Source organism: Planococcus sp. CP5-4_YE, assembly GCF_019042655.1.
Classification (GTDB): domain Bacteria; phylum Bacillota; class Bacilli; order Bacillales_A; family Planococcaceae; genus Planococcus.
This window is the reverse complement of the sequence record NZ_JAHPZO010000009.1, coordinates 38,183-58,189: the sequence shown is the minus strand read 5'-3', so window position 1 is coordinate 58,189 and position 20,007 is coordinate 38,183. Positions and strand designations below refer to the sequence as shown.

Sequence of the window (20,007 nt, the reverse complement as noted above, 5' to 3'; positions counted from 1 at the left end):
GAGGGGGATGTCATGCTCAGCTATTATAGTTCCTTGTCCGCGGAAGTGTACGACCTCGATAAGCCAATCGGCAAATCGTTCGGCGATGTCGAGTTCTACAAGGAGCAGCTCGCCGGGAATGAAGGGCGTATTTTAGAACCCGCCGCAGGAACCGGCCGTTTGCTCGTGCCGCTCCTAGAAGAAGGGCTTCACATCGACGGCTTTGACAGTTCATCTGAAATGCTCGATATTTGCCGCGCCCATTGCAAAGAACGGGGCTTGCGTCCCAAGTTATTTGAAGCAGATATGGAAACCTTCCGCATCGATGTCGAATACGACGCGATCATTTTGCCGGCGGGAACGTTCCAGCTACTGGCGGGACGCGAACAGGCCATCAAAGCTTTGAAGAATTTCCGCAAACATTTGGCGCCAGGCGGACGATTGCTCGTTGATTTGTACGTCCCGCAGGGCTTCGAGATCGACCGGCCAAGAACGCGGACGTGGCAGACAAAAGCAGGAGAAGTGATCACGCTCGAGAGCAAGACGGTTGAAGTCGATTGGATCAAGCAATATTCCGTATCGCATAACCGCTATGAGAAATGGCAGGACGGCAAACTCGTCCAGACCGAACTCGAACGCTTCCCGATGCGCTGGTACGGTGTCGAGGAGTTCAAGCTATTACTCGGCAGCCAAGGCTTCGAGGACATCATCGTGTCGTCCAATTACGAATACGGGCAATACCCGAAAAACGCTCAGCATGCCGTCACCTTTGAAGCAATCGCACATATTTGAAGATAAAAAGCTGTTTGGAGAAAAATCCAAACAGCTTTTTCTATGCCTGGCAGATGCGCTTCCATTTCCTCATAAAAAATTACAGAAAGGAACTTAGCCACATGTAGTGGTTAGATTTGTGGCTATTGCGGGTAAACTTGTAAAGGTCTGCAAAGGAAGTCGCCATAACAAAGAAGCTCTACAGAAATATTATATAGGCGAGGCTTACAGGCAGAGATAAAAGGGGGATGGAACATGATTACAATATATAAATCCTCTGCTGGCGGGGCTTTACAAACAGTTGATGCATTCGAAAAGAATTGTTGGATCAATATGGTGGCGCCTTCAACAGAGGAAATCACGGAAATAGCGGAACGCTGCAATATCCCGATCGAATTTTTGGAAGATCCATTGGATTTGGAAGAAAGCGCACGGATTGAATATGACGAAGAGACAAATTGCACATTGATCATTAACGATCTTCCGATTGTCGATGACAATAGCCCTCAGCTGGACTCTTATATCACGATCCCCATCGGCATCATTTTAGGGGAAGATTTCATCGTCACCATTTGTAGCCAAGCGACGAACTCCGTAGAAAACGTCATTAAGAAAAACGTGAATACGTCGATGAAAAATCGTTTTGCGCTCGAAGTGTTATTGTCGATTTCTACCCAGTACATAGTGAAATTGAAGAAATTGAACAAACAGCGCCTTAAAATCGAAAGCAATTTGAAGGATTCCTTAACGAACAAGCAACTCTATAAGATCATGGAGATCGAAAAAAGCTTGGTGTACTTCCTGACATCATTAAAAGCGAATGGCGATGTCATCACGAAGCTGTTCCGGACACATTCCATCAAATTGTATGAAGACGATGAAGACTTGCTAGAAGATGTGAAAATTGAAAACAACCAAGGAATTGAAACGACCGAATTGTACACAAGAATCTTGGACAGCATCACGGGATCGTATTCTTCACTCATATCGAATGAATTGAACAACACGATGAAAACCTTGACTCTTTTCACGGTATTCTTAACCCTTCCGACCTTAATCTTCAGCTTTTTCGGCATGAACGTGGCATTGCCTATTTCCGGGCAAGAGCCTGGTTCATGGATTACGACACTGGTCCTGTCCGCCATTTTGATGCTTGTGATCGCCGTCTCTCTATGGAAAAGAAGAATATTTTAGCCGAAAACGCCTGGAGAAAAATCCAGGCGTTTCTTCATGTTTTTAAATCAGGTTTATTTATAAAAGAATTAGAGGGTTCGTGAGTGGCAGGGCGAATGTATATACTAACTATCCACAGGGCGGATCTATGCCGCTTGTCATTACTGCTGCCTTGGCCATGAGAATTCATCGTCAAAAAAGGAGTGTAGAACATGGAGGAAAAAGAAACGATCCCGTTCCAATCGTCTCCGGTACGACCGATTTTCGAGAAGTTTTCCACTGCGCGCGATGTGTCGCTCGTCTACGGCGACCCAATCGAGATGCAAGGCAGGACCATCATTCCAGTCGCGAAAATCAGGTATAGTGTCGGTGCGGGTGCTGGAGGCGGCTATGGCCCTCCCGTGAACTCGAAAGGTCATGAGGAAAACACGGAAATGGCGGGTGGCCACGGGGAAGGCGCAGGCGGTTCGTTCTCAGTCAAACCCATTGGCATCTACGACGTGACAGCCGAAAAAACCGTCTATCGCCCGATCCTCCCGATTGAACTCATCGTTATGCTGCCGCTCATGATGACCGGCCTCGGATTTTTGATGGCTTCCAGCCAGAACAACAGCAAAGGCGGCAAGCACAAGAAGCGCATGCAAGCCGGAAAACGCTGCGACAAGAAAGGAAAAGGCAAGAAGTTGAAAGGGTTGGGGTATAACGGCTAAGAAAGCACAAAACTCCCATGGGGCATCATTTGATGCCCCATGGGAGTTTTAAAATTGAAGTGGGTGGGGTTCATGCTTTCCGCGTCAGCAGAAAAGCCGTGATCCAGGAGGCGATCGGGATGACAAGCGCGATCCCGATGCCAGCGCACAAGATGGTGATCATTTCGGCGGCGAAGATTTTTGAGTTGATGATATCGCCAAGCGAATAGGACAGGTCCTTGAACCAAATCAACAAAGCCAGGTAACTGCCGAAAAAGGCGAAAAATAAAGTGTTGGTGCTCGTGCCGAGAAGGTCTCGGCCAATGGCGAAGCCGGCGTGAACGAGATCGCTACGGCTCATCCTGGGATTGTGCAGGTGGAATTCGCGCATCGGTGAGCTGATCGAAATGGAAATGTCGGTGATCGCCCCGATTGTGCTGATGATGATGACCGCTGCCGCGAGTTCAACAAAACTGATGCCGATATAAAGCGAGAGCAAGCTGAGTTCGTCGATTTCCTCTGCGCCGAATCCATTGATCATCGTCAAATCGGTCAGGAACAGGATGAAAAGCAACAGCACAATCATCGTGGCGACCGTCGACAGGAAAGCGGCAAGGGTGGTGGTGTTGATGCCATTAATGAAAAATAGATTGACGCAGCTAATGATGACGCAAGCGATGATCACCCAGAGAATCGGGTCATTGCCAGGATCGTTCATCATATAGACGGTAAACAGCAGCACCAAGAAATTGATGAACAAGCTGACAAAAGAGATCGCTCCTTTTTTCCCGCCGATCATCACCATGGCCATGCACAGCATAAAGGCTAATAGAATCAATACATTCATTGGGCAGCCCTCTTTCTCTTAATGAAGAAAATGGACGTATAGATGCCGATCGGGATGGTCAGCACAATGCCGAGGCCGCCTGCAAGCGCTCGGGCGATTTCCAGCGACAAAGTGATCGAGAACGCAAACGGCCAAGTGGCGCCATTCGATAAATACAACAGCAGCATGGGAATCGATCCGCTGATATAGACAAAAAATAAAATATTCGCCATCGTGCCCATGATGTCTTTGCCGATTTCGATGCCGGAAGTTTTCATCGCTTCGATGGAGATATCCGGATTTTTTTCGTACAAGGTGAAGATTGACGCAGACATGGTGATGCCGACATCCATCACTGCACCGAGCGAGCCGATGAATAGGCCCGCCATAAACACCGCTTCGTATGGCCTTGAAAGGAACTGCATTTCCTCATAGTTCAAGCCGTTGCCGCCGGAAGTCCAGATTGCGAAAGAAGCGAGCAGCAGCGCGGCGAAAACGCCGGCAATCGTTGCTAGGATTGCTGCGTAGGTTTTTTCATTGAAACCGTTGACCAGCAGCAGGGAAGTGACGGTGAACAATAAGACACTGATGCTGGCAATCATCAGCAAGCTGGCATTTTCCGTTCGGATGTATATGTCCAAAGCGAAGGACAAGATCACGGCATTGAGTGCCAGGCTGACAATTGAGTAGAAGCCCTGTCTTTTCCCGATGACAAGCAGCACAAAAATAAAGATCCACGTAATCGCCAGGATGTATTGATCACGTTTCACATTGTCGATCGTCCCGGACAACGCCGCGTCACTTTCGGCTGATCCATCGATAAAGACGAACAAGTCCTGACCGGCCCGGTATTCATGATCATTGGCGCCGGACAAGGAATACTCATTATCGAGTTCGATAGCCTGTCCTTGATACTCACCGTTCTGGACCGTACCCTCGAGATGCTGGGTATACAGAATATCTTCATTGCCATATATGTCAGTGAGTTCCTGTGTTTTCTCGACCGTTGCAGCTGTGATTTTTGCAATCGGCTGGTCGTAAAATCCGTGGTTATGGTTGATGAAATAAACCGATCCGATAAAGCCGATCATCAACACCCCATAGATAATGAGCTTTAAAACAGATGTGTTTTTGAACCATTGCTTCATTCAGGCGTCCTCCAGTCCGGCACATGCTAATTGAGCTTCATGCTCTTTCTCCGTTGATTGTAGCAGAATTTTCCTGGACTTTCCGATTCCTCATTGTTCGAATGATTTTTAATTTTTCGTTCCGGCGAAGGATTTGTGCAAAAAAAAAAGCCGCACACGCGGAAATATATAGATGTGCGGTTCATTTACATTTCAGGATTGCCGATAGAGAGTGAATAAAGGCTTTTAGCTAGCACTGAATAATGTAATCACCGGCTCTTCAGCAGAAACAACATCCACTTGATGCTCCATGCAGAAAAAGCCGTAATGCTTATAATGGGTTTTTCTTTGACGTTCTTGCTCTTTTATATTTACCTGTTGTGTTAAATAAGCAAGGAGATCGGACTGTTGGTAAATCCGTAATGCGTGTCCTATATGTGTATCCGCAGCAGAAGGTGCCGTAAAATCCTCACAAGTTACGGAATACATGGCATATGAATGGAAATCAATATGCCATCTGTCCATTGTACCGGGGAGATTCAAGAGCAGGTCTGTTTCATTCTCACTGCCGCGCAAAATAATCCGCAATGCGGCGCCTGAAAGTCCTGTTTCTGCAAATCCTTCGAAGGCTATAAAGTAATCTTCTCGTGATAGCAATCCCGAACCTTTCATCAAATCGATCCTTTCATTGGGTATTAATAGCAGGGGAAGGAGCAAAAATCCGGTTCGAGGCGAAAAATAACAGGACCGGCGGCAGCAAGGTGAATAAGGACAGCACACCTGCTAGTGAGAACAGCACGGCGGGCACGAAGCGGTTAAGATTGATTGTTAATAAACCGCCAATACTCAATAACGCAGATGCGACGAGTAAGTAAAAAGGATAGAAGAGCAGTTGTTTGGCGCCCGCCACTACATCGGCGGCGAATATTTCCGAATTCATCTGTGCTTCTGTACGTGTCATTTCCCGCTGTACTTTCGGATCATTCTGGAATAGCTCTATTAATTGAGTTTGAGCAATTTGGCTGTCATCAAGCGAGAAAATCAAGAAGCCTGACAAGCCTGCGCATACCAGCAATAGTGCGAGAGAAGCGATTGCTAGTTTAACCGGAGTGAATAAACTTTCGATTGAGATGATGAACCCTCCTTTAAAATAATCGGTTGTATACCACTTCGATAGAAATTTGGGAATTCCTGCTATTTATAGGAGGGATGGGAAGGGGAATAAAGTGATTATTTAATGACGTGTCTTAAAAGGCTGCATTGCCGAACTTTAAACAACAAATATAACTTTCAAAAAAAATTAGTGAAACTATATTTAAAGTTTCGGAAATCCATATATATGCATTTTTATATAGTTTTTGGAAAAATATCCACTAAAAAGCTTTAAGGAATCAGTCGACGGGGTACGTGAATAGCAAGGAGGCGTTATGAGTGAGCAATATAAGCAAACTGGCTGGAATGACTTTTGCCGTATTTTTACTCGCAAGCTGCCAAGAAACTGAAAATCCATCGCCTAGCACAGAGGACTCAGATTCTCCAAGTGAAACAACACCTGACGTAGAAGAAACAGTAGAAGCAAAGGAAAGTAACGAAGATAGCCAAGACAATGAGGATAAAGAAGCGTCGGATGACTCGAGTGACAGTACAGATGACGATGCTTCAGATGGCTTTGAAGAAACTCAGGCGAGTCCATCCTATTCCATCGAGACATATTCATATGTCACAGAAACCGGCTATCTTACCGCATTCAACATTGAACGCGGCGAGGATGAGGAGGGCATAGCTGAAAAAAGCTTGATGCAATCTCTGATTGAAAACGATCCTACCACACTAGAAATTCTGGGATCTTATGCTGAGCTGACTGTTGATATGCCGAAGCTTAACGTGAAATTTACGGAAGAGGATGGAAGTGCACTATCCACAACTTCTGCGCAAACGACTTTTTTCTATAGTTCATTGTTTGGAATCAGTGATCTCTATGGCATTGAAGAAATTGTGTTTACCAATCCCGAGGGCGAAGAAAATGTCATTGTAGCTCAGCGCTTAGTGGACAAGCCCTTGATTGTTGAAGAAGAAAGAGGTATTTCGCGCGGTTACTATACAATGTACGACAAAGAGCTGGAGCAGACCAACTTCTTAGCTGGCGTGGATGTGGGAGAGCAAGTGGCGGATGAAAACGGTGAACCCTTGTCCTTTCATGAAACAGTGGAAGTGATGAAGACAGCGGACCAGGAAGGGGCCACTTACTCATCAGCCATGGTGGAAGGATTGGAAGTGGTTGACGCCTCACTCGAAAACGATACGGCTACAGTCCGCTTCACATCAGATGAAGAGACAGTCACAGAACCCGACCTGATCGTCTTCGAAACTGCAATGCAATTGGCAGCCCTTGACTTTGAGGTAGAGCAACTTCGTTTAATAAACGAAACCTTAGAAGAAAGCATCACGTACCCGTTTGCGGTGAAGTAAAGATTTGCCCAGGAAAAAGCCCAGAGATCATGTCTCTGGGCTTTTCATATTTATATATTATTCAGCTGGAGTGCCTGGTTCGATCTCGTAGGATTTTTGAACGGTTTCGTTGCGCTCGCCCAATCCTTCGTTGGTCGTTTTGCTCCACATGCCTTCCATGCGTTCCTTGACTTGTGGAATCATTTTTTCCGGAATGACGTTGCGGTATTGATTCGTTTCCCCAAGGATTACTTTGACCGATGGTTCAGTGACTTCTTTCGGATCGAATTGTTCGTAAGGGAAAGCGGCCTTTTCATAGTCGAAGACCGTGTTTTCTGAATCGGACTGCCAGTTTTTCCATGTTTCAAACTCGCGGTCATTAAAGCCAGTCAAATATGGCCCAGGGTTGATGGTTGCCACTTCCACATTGAATTCCTGCAGCTCTTTGCTCAAGGCATCCGCGAAAGCTTCAGTTGCGTGTTTCGTTCCGCAATATGGCCCCATCAACGGATCTGCCATTAAGCCGGATACAGAAGAGACGAAGACGATACGGCCGGATTTCTTTTCGACCATTTGGCGCGCAAATCCTTTCGTCAATAAGGTCGGCCCAAAGAGGTTGACCTCGAATTGGTGGCGCAAGTTTTCTTCAGGGATATCGACAAGCGATCCACCTTCAGACACTGCCGCATTGTTCACCAAGACATCGATGTCCCATGTCCATGCTTTTTCGCGGTCTTTCGGGTTCGTGACATCCAATTTCTCGATTTGCATCGATACGCCACGCTCTTTCGCTTCCTGCTCCAAAGCAGAAACCTGGGAAATGATTTCAACACCCGCGATGACGGATTTGCCTTTTTCCGCTAAGCTGAATGCAATATTTTTGCCGAATCCAGTGCCAGCACCGGTAATTAGTATTTTTTCGTTTGCCATTCTAAATTCCTCCTCGGATTTTTTATTGCTACTGTCTTTTACTTATACTTCCAATGCATACCCTTTTGGACTCTCTGCTCAAACGAAAAATAAGGGATTCTTTCTAAATCCAAGCGAAGAAATGGGCTGGGTGAAAAAGGGAGGTGGCATGCCGGTTCGTTGTCAGTCCCCAGAGTTGCAGGACAAAAAACCGTGTAGTGGATTAAAATTGCTAAAAGCAAGTAAAAAGTATAATGTTTAATTAACTTTATCGTAAAATTCTGATTTTTTATAAAAGGACTTATCATCTCTGGAAAAGCCGTAGCGGCTATGGGTAAGAGGATGATTCTGTTTAGCTATTAAGAAGAGACAAGAAAATACCTGAAATAAGACACCTGAAGCTAATCGAGGAAGGAGGCGTTCGCCGATGAAAGCTAGCGTCCACGAAACCTATGGGCCGCCGGAAGTCATGGTTCTGAAAGAAGTGAAGAAACCGAGCCCGAAAGAAGATGAAATATTGATCAAGGTTCATGCAACAACAGTTACTTCTGGAGACTGCAAAGTGCGAGGGGCGGATCCATTTGCTGTCAGGCTGTTCTATGGGTTGAAAAAACCAAAAATCGGGATACTGGGTTCTGAACTTTCCGGAGAAGTCGAAGAGATAGGGGGCAACGTTAAGTCATTCAAAAAAGGGGATTTGGTAGTGTGCGGAACAAATACAAAACTCGGCGCGAATGCCGAGTACGTATGCATCAAGGAAAAAGGCGCAATTGCCATCAAACCGGGGAACATGACATTTGAAGAAGCGGCCTCTGTTCCTTTTGGTGCCACCACCGCTTTGTTTTTCCTGCGGGATAAGGGGCGTATCCAGAAAGGGCAAAAAGTGTTGATCTACGGTGCGTCGGGCTGTGTGGGCACTTATGCGGTCCAATTAGCTGAAATTTTTGGCGCAGAAGTTACAGCGGTGTGCAGTGGCAAAAATATTGAATTGGTCAAGTCATTAGGGGCTGATTACGCAATCGATTACACTCTGGAGGATTTTACCGATTCAACTAAATGCTATGACCTGATCTTTGATACGGTAGGGAAAACTTCCTTCGCCCAATGCAAACGCATCATGACCGAAAAAGGGGTTTATTTAGCGACAGTCGCAGGAGTGCCTCAATTTGCGCAGATGTTTTCAACTTCTATCAGAGACGGCAAGAAATTGATCAGCGGATTAGCGCCTATGCACAAGGAAGATTTGCTTTTTTTGAATGAATTGATTGAAGCCGGAAAGCTCAAATCCGTCATCGATCGAAGTTATCCCTTAGATCGAGTTGCTGAAGCCCATCGGTACGTGGAAACAGGGCATAAGCGTGGAAATGTAGTTATAACTGTTATTGATTCCTGAAAAGCTTGTGGCGATCAGGAATTGAAAAAGCCCTATGGTCCGGTATATCGGCAGTTGTCGAGAGCTTTTACCGGTAGCAGGCGTGCGTGCTCGTAGTTCGAACGAAAGGAGGGTCAAAACCGTTTAACGGTTTTGACCCTCTCTTTTATTTTACAGATAGCCTACTGTTCATAAAGAAGAATGATTACGTGCTTCCAACCCCTGCAACAACTTAGCCGAGGCCAAACGGTTCCTTACCTGAATGCCAATCCACGCAGCGAGCACGGCTTTGATGACGCCAACGAGAATGAACGGCGCGAACCCGCCCATAAAGGCGCCGGTCCAGGAAAGTTCCGCGAAGAGTTTCAGCCAAACCGTCCCGAAGCCGAGAGCGACGAACATGCCGAGGATGTTGGCGATGACCGCATTCATGAACGTAAATCCTCTTTTCTCCAGATAATAACCGATGACGAAAGCGGTCGGGATGAATCCGAATAAATACCCGCCCGTCGGCCCGAACAAACTGCCCAAGCCGCCGGACATTTGCGCAAATACCGGGATTCCGGCAGCACCGATTGCCAAGTAAACCAAAATAGATAAGGTTCCATAGCGTGCCCCTAAAATCGTGGCGGCCAGCCCGATCGCCAAGGTTTGCCCGGTAATCGGCACGAGCGGGAGGGGGATGGTGACTTGTGCGAGAATGCCGATAATGGCCGCAAACAATGCAGTCACGATCATCATCCGCAGTTTTTGGTTAGATTGTGTCATGTGAGTACGCTCCTTTTGAGTTAACTTATTTATAAGTTAAGTTAACTCAATTTTATAGTATGGGAAGAGCGGATGTCAACAAGCTTTTGAATAGGCAGTGCAGGAGACCATAAGTGCAAAATAGAGGACGAATGCTGGAAACTGTAATGATAAAATGAGAAGAGATAAAATAGATATAAGAGAGGGGGGCAGCTATGGAGGTTCAAGCGAAGTTCACATTCGATGAAATGTGGGAAAAGATCCTGGATTGCGATAGAAAATACGACGGCTTGTTTTTCACATGCGTCAAGACGACAAAAATCTATTGCCGCCCCTCGTGCCGATCGCGCAAGCCGAAAAAGAAGAATGTGGAATTCTGTTTCTCGATTGAAGAAGCGGAGACTCGTGGATTTCGGGCATGCAAAAGATGCCAACCCGAAATTGACCATTCGCCTTATGTCGAATTCACCAAGCAAGTCATTACCTTTTTGACCAATCATTACCAACAGAAAATTGGGTTGGAAGAAGTGGCCGCCCATGTCGGCATGAGCCCATCGTATGTGGACCGTTTGTTCAAACAGGAAACGGGCGAAACGCCGCGTTCTTATTTGGAGAAAATCCGCATCGACAAAGCGGCTCATTTACTGGCGAATACCGATAAAAAGAATTTGGAGATTTGTCTCGAGATTGGTTTTCAAAGCACATCTCATTTCTATAAAGTGTTCCGGGAGTTGAAAGAATTATCACCAGGCCAATACCGGAAAGAGAAAGGAGAGCTGCAGAATGGATAGCGAAACGAAAACACAAGGGCTGGAAATTCCCACGCCGAAAGAGTTTAATTTCACCGAATGCTTGGCCATTCTCGGCCGCTCCGACCAAGAACTATTGCATACGATTTCAGGTGAGCGTATCACTAAGCTATTGAATGCAGAAGGGGAGCTCGTTTTATTCGAATTGAGCTATTCCGGCAGCGCGTTGCACATCGAATTTCTGCATCGTTCGCCATCTGAACAAGGAAAGCAAGCCGTTATGTGGTATGTGATGGATTGGTTCGACTTGGAAACCGACTTGCAGCCTTTTTACGCAATGGCGGCAAGTGACCCGGTTCTTCGCGAAGTGGTGGAGCAGCACGCAGGGCTTAGAATAATGGGCATGCCGGATTTATTTGAAGCGTTTGCCTGGGCCATCACCGGCCAGCAGATCAATTTGACTTTCGCCTATACCTTGAAAAGGCGCTTGATCGAAAACTTCGGCAGTTCAACCAAAGTCGGCGAAGTCGAATATTGGACCTTTCCATCCGCCGGCACAATCGCGTCGCTGGAAGTGGGGCAATTAAGAGAGCTGCAATTTTCAGGAAGAAAAGCGGAATACATCATCGGCATCGCCCGCGAACTTGCGAACGGGCATCTCGTAAAAGAAGAGCTCGTCAGCAAAACCGAACAGCAAGTAGAAAAACAGTTAGTGGCGATACGCGGCGTCGGGCCATGGTCCGCGCATTACGTCATGATGAAATGCCTGCGCTTTAATTCCGCGTTTCCGATATCCGACGTTGGGCTGCACAACGCCTTGAAGGAGCAATTAGGAATGGGCCGCAAACCGACGATTGCCGAAATCGAAGGCTTTGCAAAAAACTGGACAGGCTGGCAAGCGTACGCGACATTTTATTTATGGAGGGTGTTATTATGAATGAACTGCATCAAGTGGATTATCTATCGCCCATCGGCGTCGTCGAAATCACCGCGACTGAACAAGACGTCGTGTCGCTTTACTTCAGCGAACGGGAGCAGCTGCTGCATGCGGTGCAACCGGACACGCCTCAAGTGTTGAAAGACGCTTTACAGGAATTGGATGAATATTTCAAAGGACAACGAACGGAATTCACCGTGCCCTGCATTTCATCCGGCACCGAATTCCAGCAAAAAGTATGGGCGGCTTTGCCTGGCATTCCTTACGGGGAAACCGCCTCGTACCGCGATATCGCACGGACCGTCGGCAACGAGAAATCCGTCCGGGCGGTAGGGAATGCCAATAGCAAAAACAAAATCAGCATCATCATCCCATGCCACCGCATCATCGGATCGAACGGCAAATTGACCGGGTATGCGGGCAACTTGACTCGCAAGGAATGGCTATTAAAGCACGAGCAGATGGTAAAAGGTCAAGAATAAGCCGACTCTCGGGCTTTTCAAAACGTGCTTGTTTCAGCGCAAAGCCGGGAATTTCAAGCGGATCAACCGGTAAATATTCTGTACGATGGCTTTGCCTACAGCGTAAACGGGGATGACCAGGATCATGCCGATAATTCCAGCAAAGCTCGCACCGATGTACAGCAGAAAAATGATCGTCACTGGATGGACGGCAAGCTTATGGCCCATGACGTTCGGAGAAATGAGATTGCTCTCCAATTGCTGAATCACCAGAATGGCAATTGCTGTCCAAAGCGCCAGAACTGGTTCCTGTAAAAATGCCACAACGAGTACCGGCACAGCGCCAATGAATGGCCCGAGAAATGGGATCAGATTGGTGAACAAGGAGACGAGCGCCAGTATAACGGCGTATTGCAAATCAAGGAGCATGTAAGCAATGAGGCTCAGCACGCCCACGAACAAACTGACTATTGCCTGTCCCTGAATATAAGCACTCAAGTTCTCATCCATATCCTGCAAAATTTTCCGTCCGTCCTCGCGTGAATCTTGGGGAAGCACTTTCAGAAAGTGGTCCGGCAGGTGTTCGCCATCTTTCAACAGGAAAAACAGTATAAACGGGACAATGACTAGCTTGGAGACGATGCTCAGGACACTGGCGAGAAAGTCCATGAGGTTGGCCCCCAAGCCGGCAGAAGTGTTGAGGAAATTATCCATCAAAGTGGATGGCTGAAGTCCTGGCATGACTTCCTGCTCTTCGATGTAGCGCCACCATTCGCTTTCTAGCGCGGTGTTGACCCATTGCTGGACCCTTGCGGCGATAAGCGGGAAGTTATTGATCAGTGCCATTATTTGATTCGTCAGTATCGGTCCAAGCCAGGTGCCGAGAAAGAAGATGATAATTGTGAAGAGCGCAAAGATCGACAGAATAGCTGTTACGTGTCCCATACGTTTTTCCAACAGGCTGACAAGCGGACGGAAAATATAGTAGAGAATACCGCCGACAACAATCGTCGGGGCAATGGTTGAGAAGATGACGCGGAAAGGATAAAGCAGAAATGGCATGCGGGCAGCCAAATATATGATGATCAATATGAGAACGACGCTGTATAAAAATAGAAACCATTTTGTTTTCGGCATACACTCTTCCTCCAAACCTGCCTGCTTTTTGAGCAAGCCTTTATTTCCCTATTGCCTGTCACACAAGGCGTTAAACAACCAAAACAGGAAGTGCTTTATTTGAAATCAATAAAAACGCAGAACTTTCTCTTCTTGAGAGGTTCTGCGTTTTTTATGCTTGTCAGAATGATGCTGCCTAGACGGTTTTGATGACAACTGCCGGATTGCCGCCGACGACCGTATTCGCCGGTACGTCTTTCACGACAACTGCGCCGGAAGCGATGACGGCATTGTCACCGATCGTGACACCCGGGTTGATGACAGCGCGGCCACCGATCCAGACATTATCGCCGATGCGCACTGCTTTGCCTGACTCGACGCCGCTCAAACGCTGTTCGATATCAAGCGGGTGAGTCGCTGTATAGATATGGACACCCGGTCCGACTAGGCAGTTATCGCCGATGCGAATGTCGCAGACGTCGAGGAAGACACAATCGAAATTGGCGAAGAAATTGTGGCCGACGTGGATGTTGTAGCCGTAATCACAGCGGAAGTTCGGCTCGATATACAAACGGTCGCCGCTCGATCCGAGCAATTGGCTCATGAAGCGCTTACGTTCCTGGCCATCGGTTTCCATCGATTTATTGAACAAGCGCAATAGCCGCTTTGCATTGACGCGCTCACGCACGAGTACCGGATCATCCGCCCGGTAAAGTGCGCCTGCGAGCATTTTATCTTTTTCTGTGTGCATTTAAATTCCCTCTTTCCCGATTGAATTAAAAACCGAATAGCCGCCTTGCAATGAACGCAAACGCCGCAACTGCGGTAATGAAGGCCGCTACGAAAAACGCCACGGCATAGGACACCAGATTGCCCGGCAGCACCGCTTCGCCGATTTCAAAGAAATAAAACTGGATCGCGACCGGTTCTGTGGCATGGCGCATCAGCCACACTTGAACGCCTTTGACGGCAAATAGGATGCTGATGGCCATAAGGACAGAAAACGCAGTCCAGCGAATGCCTTTCCACATGAGAACCGCCTCCAATAGTGATGATATGGATATTATAACAGAATAGAAAAACGACTCCTCATGAAGTTTTCGAATTCTTTGAAAAATTTACATGCAATTAACTGGAAAGACTTTATACTATAGGAAAGGAGTGGAACCAATGAAAACGATCAACCGCACCATCAAAACGGATAAAGGCCAAGCGGTCAACTACAGCCTTGTCCTCAACCAAGACCAAACGAGAAAACTCGCGATTTTCCTGCCGGGCATCGGCTATACAGCGAAAAGCCCGTTATTCCATTACACGGAGCGGCTGCTCGCGGAACAGGAATACGACATCCTGCGCATCAATTACGATTACGATAATCCGCTCTATGACGACTACACGATGACGGAAATCGAAGAAGCGGTCAAACAAGATGCCAAGCAAGTCATCGACCAAGTATTAAAAGGCAGCATCTACGAAAAGTTCTTCCTCGTCGCCAAATCGCTCGGCACGATTGCGCTCGCAAACGAACTTGCGCGCAAGAAATTCACAGGCGCGAAAACCGTCTGGCTGACGCCGCTCATCAAGCATGAGGACATCTTCGAAGCAATGAAAGACTGTGAGAATCCGGCGCTGAGCTTTATCGGCGACAAAGACCATTATTACGACCGCAACCGGATGGAAGAGCTCCAAGGCAACAGCCAGCTGGACTCGCAGGTCTTAAAAGACGTCAACCATGGAATGGATTTTATTGGCGACCCGTTGAAATCGATCGATGTCCTAAAAGACGTCATCACAGATATCCACGCCTTCTCGAAAAAGAGCACAGAACACGCTTAACGAACAGCCGCCCTTGAGGCGGTTTTTTTATGTCGTTTTTCAAGCAGCGCGACAGGGTATAGTTTCTGCAAAAGGAGGGTGCAGCATGGCATTCGATTATGATTTGGACTATAAAAATTTGGACTTGCGGAAAAACCCCGAGCTTTACCGTGTCGGCAAAGGCGAACAGGGCGTATTGATGGTCGAACCCTATAAAAGTGAAATCCTGCCACATTGGCGATTTAAGACGCCGGACATCGCCCAGGAATCATGCGATAAAATTTCAGAGCTGTTTGAGGAGTACCGCAAAAAGGATGATTTCGTCGGCATGGACATGGCCCGCAAATTCATCCAAATGGGCTACACCCGAGCCCGGCGCTACACGAATTACAAAGGCGGCCGCAAATACAACGAAGACGGCTCGATCAAAGACCGGGAGATTAACGAAGAAAAAGCCGAATCTGCGGCGATTTTCAAGAAGCGCTGGGACGAGATCCGCGAAGACGAGGATTATTTAAAACGCAAAAAAGAACACCAGAAAAAATATGGTTGAAGCTGCATCCAATGGGTGCGGTTTTTTTGTGGAACTAAGATGTTTGTTTGTGGAACTAAGCAGTTTGTTTGTGGAATAAAGCGATTCTTTTGTAGAACTAAGTGATTTGTTTGTGAAATGAAGGGGTTTGTTTGTGGAACCAAGAGGTTTTTGTGAAATTAAGCAGTTTGTTTGTGGAATAAAGCGATTCTTTTGTAGAACTAAGCGATTTGTTTGTGGAATGAAGGGGTTTGTTTGCGGAATCAAGAGGTTTTTGTGAAATTAAGCAGTTTGTTTGTGGAATAAAGCGATTTTTTTGTAGAACTAAGCGATTTGTTTGTGGAACCAAGAGGTTTATTTGCGGAATGAAGATGACGGGATATTTTATCGATTAGGTATTCGCTCCCCCCTGCTTTCTCGGGGTGTGTAGATAAGGGGAGTGGGGAAATCACATTCTGGCGCAATTCATGATTAGATAGTGGGAGTTTGGGAGTCGAATTGTTTTCACCATCCGGTTGGGGGGTCGTCTTACTATTCGCCGCCGCCCGGCTTAGGCTTGAGCTCCCGCAGTAAGCCAAGAAGAGTACTTGTCTCACTGTTTCGCTTCACTCTTGACGCTCGGCGGCTTTGTGATTTCATTGAGATGAATTTTGGGACATTTGTTTGTGCTTTTATTGTTTTCATCGACTGGAGGGGGAATCGCTTCCTGCTTTTTTTGGGGGGGAGATGAGATAGTGAGGGCTAGTATGTGGAAATGTTCTTGGATTCTATTATCGCTTCAGTAAAATAGTCGCCGCTCGGCTTAGGGTTGAGCTCCCGCAGTAAGCGCGATGTCCTGTCGCATCAGCTACATGACCCGTACCCTGCGAACCCCAAGCACCCCCTGCAACACAGTCGAAAAGCAGAAGCTCTTCCAACCACTTTTTTCACTACATATTTTTCCACACAAAAAGCCTCCCGACATCGCCGGGAGGCTTTCTTCAATTATGCTTCTTGTGGGTTCATTGCTGTTTCTGTTTCCAAGCCGTGCTTTTTCTCGGATTCTGCGACCATCAAGGCGCAAGCTGCGTCACCGGAAATATTGATGGCTGTGCGGGACATATCCAGCAAGCGGTCGATTCCGAGTACAAGGCCGATGCCTTCGACCGGAAGCCCGACACTCGACAAGACCATCGCGAGCATGATTAAGCCGACGCCAGGAACTCCGGCGGTTCCTATGCTTGCAAGAACAGCCGTCAAGACGACCGTTAGCAATTGGCCGAGCGTCAAGTCGACCATGAATGCCTGCGCGATGAACATCGTCGCGGCACCTTGCATGATTGCCGTGCCGTCCATATTGATTGTCGCGCCAAGCGGCTGGACGAAAGAGCTGATCGATTTCGGTATTTTCAAGTCACGCTGTGCTACTTCCATTGAAACCGGAAGCGTGCCCGTGCTGCTTGAAGTACTAAACGCGACCGTCATGGCCGGCATAAAGGTTTTGAAAAACCAGATTGGGCTTTTCTTCGCCAGGAAATAGACGGTGCCGCCGTATGTAAAGGCAGCGTGAATCAACAAGGCGCCGATAACGACGAGCATATACGAGCCCATGGCCTGGATGGCGGCAAGGCCTTGCGAACCGATCGCAGTCGCAATCAAGCCGAATGTGCCGTACGGGGCAAAACGCATGACGATGCCAACTAAGTACATCATGATTTCATTGCCTTGTTCGACAAGGCTCAATATTCCTTGCGTCTTATCGCCAAGAGCGGTCAACGCGAGCCCGACGAATACCGCGAAGACGATGATCTGGAGCATATTGCCTTCAGTCATCGCTTCAAGCGGATTTTTCGGGATGATGTTGAGCAAGGTATCAGCGATCGATGGAGCGTCGTCCGGGCTGTACGTCGCAGCACCGATATCGAAATCACCCGCAGCACCTGGCTGGACGAGTGCGGATAAGCCGAGCCCGATAGTGATGGCGATGGTTGTTGTCACCAGGAAATACGAAATTGTCTTGATGCCGATGCGGCCAAGCTTCGCTGGGTCGCCAAGTCCGGCTGTGCCGAGAACGATTGACAAGAATACGAGCGGTACGACAAGCATGCTGATGAGGGCGAGGAAAATCTGCCCGACCGGCACGAAGACGTAAGGATTGAGTATTGCGAAAACTTCAGGTGCAAAAAGATTTAAAAGCAGTCCTGTAATCGCGCCTAAGATCAAGGCACTGATGACTTTAAATGTTAAACCTTTCTTTTTCTTCAATTTATCCACCAACTTTCTTCAATTAGAGAAACGCATAAAAACAAGTGTAACCGAAGCGGAGCAAAAGCAACAGTTTCAACAGACCGCTTTGCTTGGGAAGACATTTCCTAAAAAACCGCAACTATTCCCATAGGTTCGTCGTCTAACATGATAGAATTACGGCGAAAAGAGGTAAAAATAGGGTCAAGAAAGCAGTCATCGCAGGGGGTACCGGTTTTATCGGAACGTTTTTGAAAGAAAAATATGAGCGTCTCGGCTACCGTGTTTACATTATTTCAAGGCAATCAGAGCATATTCAGTGGGCTGACGAGCAGTGTATGAAAGATGCGCTCGACGGGGCGAAATTGGTTATTAATCTTGCTGGAAAATCCGTCGATTGCCGCTACACGGAAGCGAATAAACGCGAGATTTTTAATTCGCGTACCGAGACGACCGAATCGCTTGGGCGAATGATCGAAGCGTGCAGTGTCGCTCCGGAATTATGGGTCAACGCCAGCACGGCAACGATTTACCGCCATGCCGAAGACCGCCCGATGACTGAAGGCGGCGGAGAGGTGGGGCATGGATTTTCGGTAGAAGTCGCAAAAGCTTGGGAAGATAGCTTCTTTTCATTCCAATTGCCAAAAACGCGCCAAGTTGCCTTGCGCATCGCGATTGTCCTGGGAGACGGTGGTGTTATGGAACCGTACCGCAAGCTCGTGAGATATGGACTGGGCGGCAAGCAAGGCAATGGCCGCCAGATGTTCAGCTGGATCCATATTGAAGACTTGTACCGGACCATCCGTTTCATGCAGCACCGCGATAAACTCTCAGGCGTCTTCAATGCGTCTGCCCCAAATCCTGTCACGAATAAAGAATGGATGAAAGCACTGCGGCGATCGATGAACCGGCGAACGGGGCTTCCGGCGTCAAAATGGATGCTTAAGACAGGGGCAGCCGCGCTTCGGACCGAAACCGAATTGATTCTAAAAAGCCGCTGGGTTGTACCGGAGCGGCTTGTGCGTGAAGGCTTCCGCTTCCGCTATCCGGGTGTCGGAAGCGCATTGGCTGACTTGAATAATAGACAGACTTAAAGGCATTCAAGAGAATGTCTTTTTTTGTGCGCACTCTTGCACCAGGTAGGGTATGCTAAAGACAAACAGACTTTGGGGGAAACAGATATGAAAGAACGCTTAGATCCGATCCATGCAGCAAAAGTATTTGTCGAAACGAACTTCCGTCATTGCCGTGGGGCATTGCTTGCAGGCAGCGTCGTGCGCGGGCAAGAGACGGCGACATCAGACCTCGATATTGTCGTGTTCGATGAAACTTTGATGAATTCATACCGCGAATCCCTGATTGCGTTCGGTTGGCCGATTGAAGTCTTCGTCTACAATTTAAGTTCGTATAAAATCTTTTTCGAAAATGACCGTAAAGCCGCCAAGCCGAGCATGCCACGCATGGTCAGCGAAGGCATCATCCTGAAAGATTCAGGCATCATGGAAAGCATCCAGCAAGAAGCAAAAGCATTGCTCGAAGCAGGGCCGGAAGCGTGGAGTTCGGATACGATCCGCACGAAACGCTATTTCATCACTGATGTGCTGGACGACCTGCGGGGCAGCGATGACCGGAAAGAGCGGCTGTTTTGCGTCAACACGCTTTCGGATTTGGTGAGCGAATTCATTTTGCGCACCGAGCAAAAATGGATCGGCTCATCCAAATGGGTGATTCGTTCACTCGAAGCGCATGACCATGAACTGGCGGTACGGTTCGTCGAGGCGTTCGAGAACTTTTACCGGACCGATGAAACGGCGCACATTATCGAATTTGTCGAAAGTGTCTTGGAGCCTTACGGAGGCCGCTTATTCGACGGATTTTCGATCGGGAAAGCAGAAGCTGAGAGGACGACGGAAAAGCTTTAAAGTCGTGATTTGGAAAGTAGATGCATCATGTAACTCATACAACTGGGCGTGTGAAACGAAGTGAGAAGAAAAGCTTCCGCTTTTCGACTACGTTGCAGGGGCACGCTTTCCGGAGGGCTCGCACTGAGCCGCTTCGTCGCTGCGCTCCTGCAGGGTCTCAAATGTCTCGCTGATCCTCCCGGAGTCGGCCCCTTCCACTTCGTCTCTAGTT

The 20,007-nt window shown here is 47.7% G+C and carries 22 protein-coding genes; 12 read left to right on the top strand and 10 right to left on the bottom strand.

The annotated features are described in order from the left end of the window. Positions 1–12: 12 nt before the first annotated feature. The 3 genes from KTG14_RS11505 (at position 13) to KTG14_RS11495 (ending at position 2,633) form a co-directional block, all read left to right on the top strand. Positions 13–771, top strand: coding sequence for a class I SAM-dependent methyltransferase (locus KTG14_RS11505; protein WP_216971081.1), 759 nt, complete (start codon positions 13–15; stop codon positions 769–771). Between the two features lie 234 nt (positions 772–1,005). Next, on the top strand, positions 1,006–1,944 hold the full coding sequence (locus KTG14_RS11500; RefSeq protein ID WP_216971080.1) for a magnesium transporter CorA family protein: 939 nt from the start codon (positions 1,006–1,008) through the stop codon (positions 1,942–1,944). A 191-nt stretch (positions 1,945–2,135) separates the two neighbouring features. After that, complete coding sequence (locus KTG14_RS11495; RefSeq protein ID WP_216971079.1) at positions 2,136–2,633, top strand: spore germination protein GerW family protein; 498 nt, start codon at positions 2,136–2,138, stop codon at positions 2,631–2,633. A gap of 70 nt (positions 2,634–2,703) precedes the next feature. Here the strand turns inward: KTG14_RS11495 and KTG14_RS11490 are convergent, their stop codons facing one another. The 4 genes from KTG14_RS11490 to KTG14_RS11475 form a co-directional block, all read right to left on the bottom strand. Then, on the bottom strand, positions 2,704–3,459 hold the full coding sequence (locus KTG14_RS11490) for a YibE/F family protein (RefSeq protein WP_216971078.1): 756 nt from the start codon (positions 3,457–3,459) through the stop codon (positions 2,704–2,706). After that, positions 3,456–4,586 carry a YibE/F family protein gene (locus KTG14_RS11485; protein ID WP_216971077.1) on the bottom strand — a complete coding sequence of 377 codons (1,131 nt, stop codon included), beginning with the start codon at positions 4,584–4,586 and terminating at the stop codon, positions 3,456–3,458. The genes KTG14_RS11490 and KTG14_RS11485 overlap by 4 nt, the downstream gene beginning before the upstream one ends. Before the next feature lie 225 nt (positions 4,587–4,811). Then, a complete protein-coding gene (locus tag KTG14_RS11480) occupies positions 4,812–5,237 on the bottom strand; it encodes a hypothetical protein (RefSeq protein WP_216971076.1) in 426 nt (141 codons plus the stop codon). Positions 5,238–5,250: 13 nt separating this feature from the next. Next, positions 5,251–5,622: a hypothetical protein gene (locus KTG14_RS11475; RefSeq protein ID WP_216971075.1), complete on the bottom strand. Its 372-nt coding sequence runs from the start codon at positions 5,620–5,622 to the stop codon at positions 5,251–5,253. A gap of 374 nt (positions 5,623–5,996) precedes the next feature. On the opposite strand from KTG14_RS11475, the gene KTG14_RS11470 reads away from it, so the two are divergent. Beyond that, a complete protein-coding gene (locus KTG14_RS11470; RefSeq protein WP_216971074.1) occupies positions 5,997–7,034 on the top strand; it encodes a hypothetical protein in 1,038 nt (345 codons plus the stop codon). A 57-nt stretch (positions 7,035–7,091) separates the two neighbouring features. Here KTG14_RS11470 and KTG14_RS11465 read toward each other — a convergent pair whose 3' ends face one another. Further along, positions 7,092–7,943: an SDR family oxidoreductase gene (locus KTG14_RS11465; RefSeq protein ID WP_216971073.1), complete on the bottom strand. Its 852-nt coding sequence runs from the start codon at positions 7,941–7,943 to the stop codon at positions 7,092–7,094. Between the two features lie 406 nt (positions 7,944–8,349). Between KTG14_RS11465 and KTG14_RS11460 the strand changes: the two genes are divergently transcribed. Continuing rightward, a complete protein-coding gene (locus tag KTG14_RS11460) occupies positions 8,350–9,315 on the top strand; it encodes an NAD(P)-dependent alcohol dehydrogenase (RefSeq protein ID WP_216971072.1) in 966 nt (321 codons plus the stop codon). A 168-nt stretch (positions 9,316–9,483) separates the two neighbouring features. Here KTG14_RS11460 and KTG14_RS11455 read toward each other — a convergent pair whose 3' ends face one another. Continuing rightward, the gene (locus tag KTG14_RS11455; protein WP_216971071.1) at positions 9,484–10,062 is read right to left on the bottom strand and encodes a biotin transporter BioY; all 579 of its coding nucleotides are present in this window, start codon (positions 10,060–10,062) and stop codon (positions 9,484–9,486) included. 194 nt (positions 10,063–10,256) lie between these two features. On the opposite strand from KTG14_RS11455, the gene KTG14_RS11450 reads away from it, so the two are divergent. From KTG14_RS11450 to KTG14_RS11440, 3 genes are read left to right on the top strand one after another with little or no spacing between them, the layout of a single operon-like run. Then, entirely contained in the window at positions 10,257–10,832 is a 576-nt protein-coding gene (locus KTG14_RS11450) for a bifunctional transcriptional activator/DNA repair enzyme AdaA (protein WP_254178125.1), read from the top strand. Next, the gene (locus KTG14_RS11445) at positions 10,825–11,727 is read left to right on the top strand and encodes a DNA-3-methyladenine glycosylase family protein (protein WP_216971070.1); all 903 of its coding nucleotides are present in this window, start codon (positions 10,825–10,827) and stop codon (positions 11,725–11,727) included. Before KTG14_RS11450 ends, KTG14_RS11445 begins: the two co-directional genes overlap by 8 nt. After that, positions 11,724–12,209: a methylated-DNA--[protein]-cysteine S-methyltransferase gene (locus KTG14_RS11440; protein ID WP_216971069.1), complete on the top strand. Its 486-nt coding sequence runs from the start codon at positions 11,724–11,726 to the stop codon at positions 12,207–12,209. The genes KTG14_RS11445 and KTG14_RS11440 overlap by 4 nt, the downstream gene beginning before the upstream one ends. Before the next feature lie 33 nt (positions 12,210–12,242). Here KTG14_RS11440 and KTG14_RS11435 read toward each other — a convergent pair whose 3' ends face one another. The 3 genes from KTG14_RS11435 to KTG14_RS11425 all read right to left on the bottom strand — a co-directional run bounded on the left by KTG14_RS11435 (position 12,243) and on the right by KTG14_RS11425 (position 14,335). After that, entirely contained in the window at positions 12,243–13,325 is a 1,083-nt protein-coding gene (locus tag KTG14_RS11435) for an AI-2E family transporter (RefSeq protein WP_216971068.1), read from the bottom strand. 175 nt (positions 13,326–13,500) lie between these two features. Continuing rightward, the gene (locus KTG14_RS11430; RefSeq protein ID WP_216971067.1) at positions 13,501–14,055 is read right to left on the bottom strand and encodes a maltose acetyltransferase domain-containing protein; all 555 of its coding nucleotides are present in this window, start codon (positions 14,053–14,055) and stop codon (positions 13,501–13,503) included. A gap of 25 nt (positions 14,056–14,080) precedes the next feature. Beyond that, positions 14,081–14,335, bottom strand: a complete 255-nt coding sequence (locus KTG14_RS11425) for a hypothetical protein (RefSeq protein ID WP_112233254.1) — start codon at positions 14,333–14,335, stop codon at positions 14,081–14,083. A 139-nt stretch (positions 14,336–14,474) separates the two neighbouring features. Between KTG14_RS11425 and KTG14_RS11420 the strand changes: the two genes are divergently transcribed. Both KTG14_RS11420 and KTG14_RS11415 read left to right on the top strand, forming a co-directional pair. Further along, a complete protein-coding gene (locus tag KTG14_RS11420; protein ID WP_216971066.1) occupies positions 14,475–15,140 on the top strand; it encodes an alpha/beta family hydrolase in 666 nt (221 codons plus the stop codon). Positions 15,141–15,225: 85 nt separating this feature from the next. Next, positions 15,226–15,672, top strand: a complete 447-nt coding sequence (locus tag KTG14_RS11415) for a DUF4385 domain-containing protein (RefSeq protein WP_216971065.1) — start codon at positions 15,226–15,228, stop codon at positions 15,670–15,672. A 963-nt stretch (positions 15,673–16,635) separates the two neighbouring features. On the opposite strand, the gene KTG14_RS11410 is transcribed toward KTG14_RS11415, so the two are convergent. Then, complete coding sequence (locus KTG14_RS11410; protein ID WP_216971064.1) at positions 16,636–17,895, bottom strand: dicarboxylate/amino acid:cation symporter; 1,260 nt, start codon at positions 17,893–17,895, stop codon at positions 16,636–16,638. Between the two features lie 155 nt (positions 17,896–18,050). Between KTG14_RS11410 and KTG14_RS11405 the strand changes: the two genes are divergently transcribed. Continuing rightward, positions 18,051–18,968, top strand: a complete 918-nt coding sequence (locus KTG14_RS11405) for a TIGR01777 family oxidoreductase (protein ID WP_216971132.1) — start codon at positions 18,051–18,053, stop codon at positions 18,966–18,968. Positions 18,969–19,055: 87 nt separating this feature from the next. Continuing rightward, positions 19,056–19,796, top strand: coding sequence for a nucleotidyltransferase domain-containing protein (locus tag KTG14_RS11400; RefSeq protein ID WP_216971063.1), 741 nt, complete (start codon positions 19,056–19,058; stop codon positions 19,794–19,796). Positions 19,797–20,007: the final 211 nt, after the last annotated feature.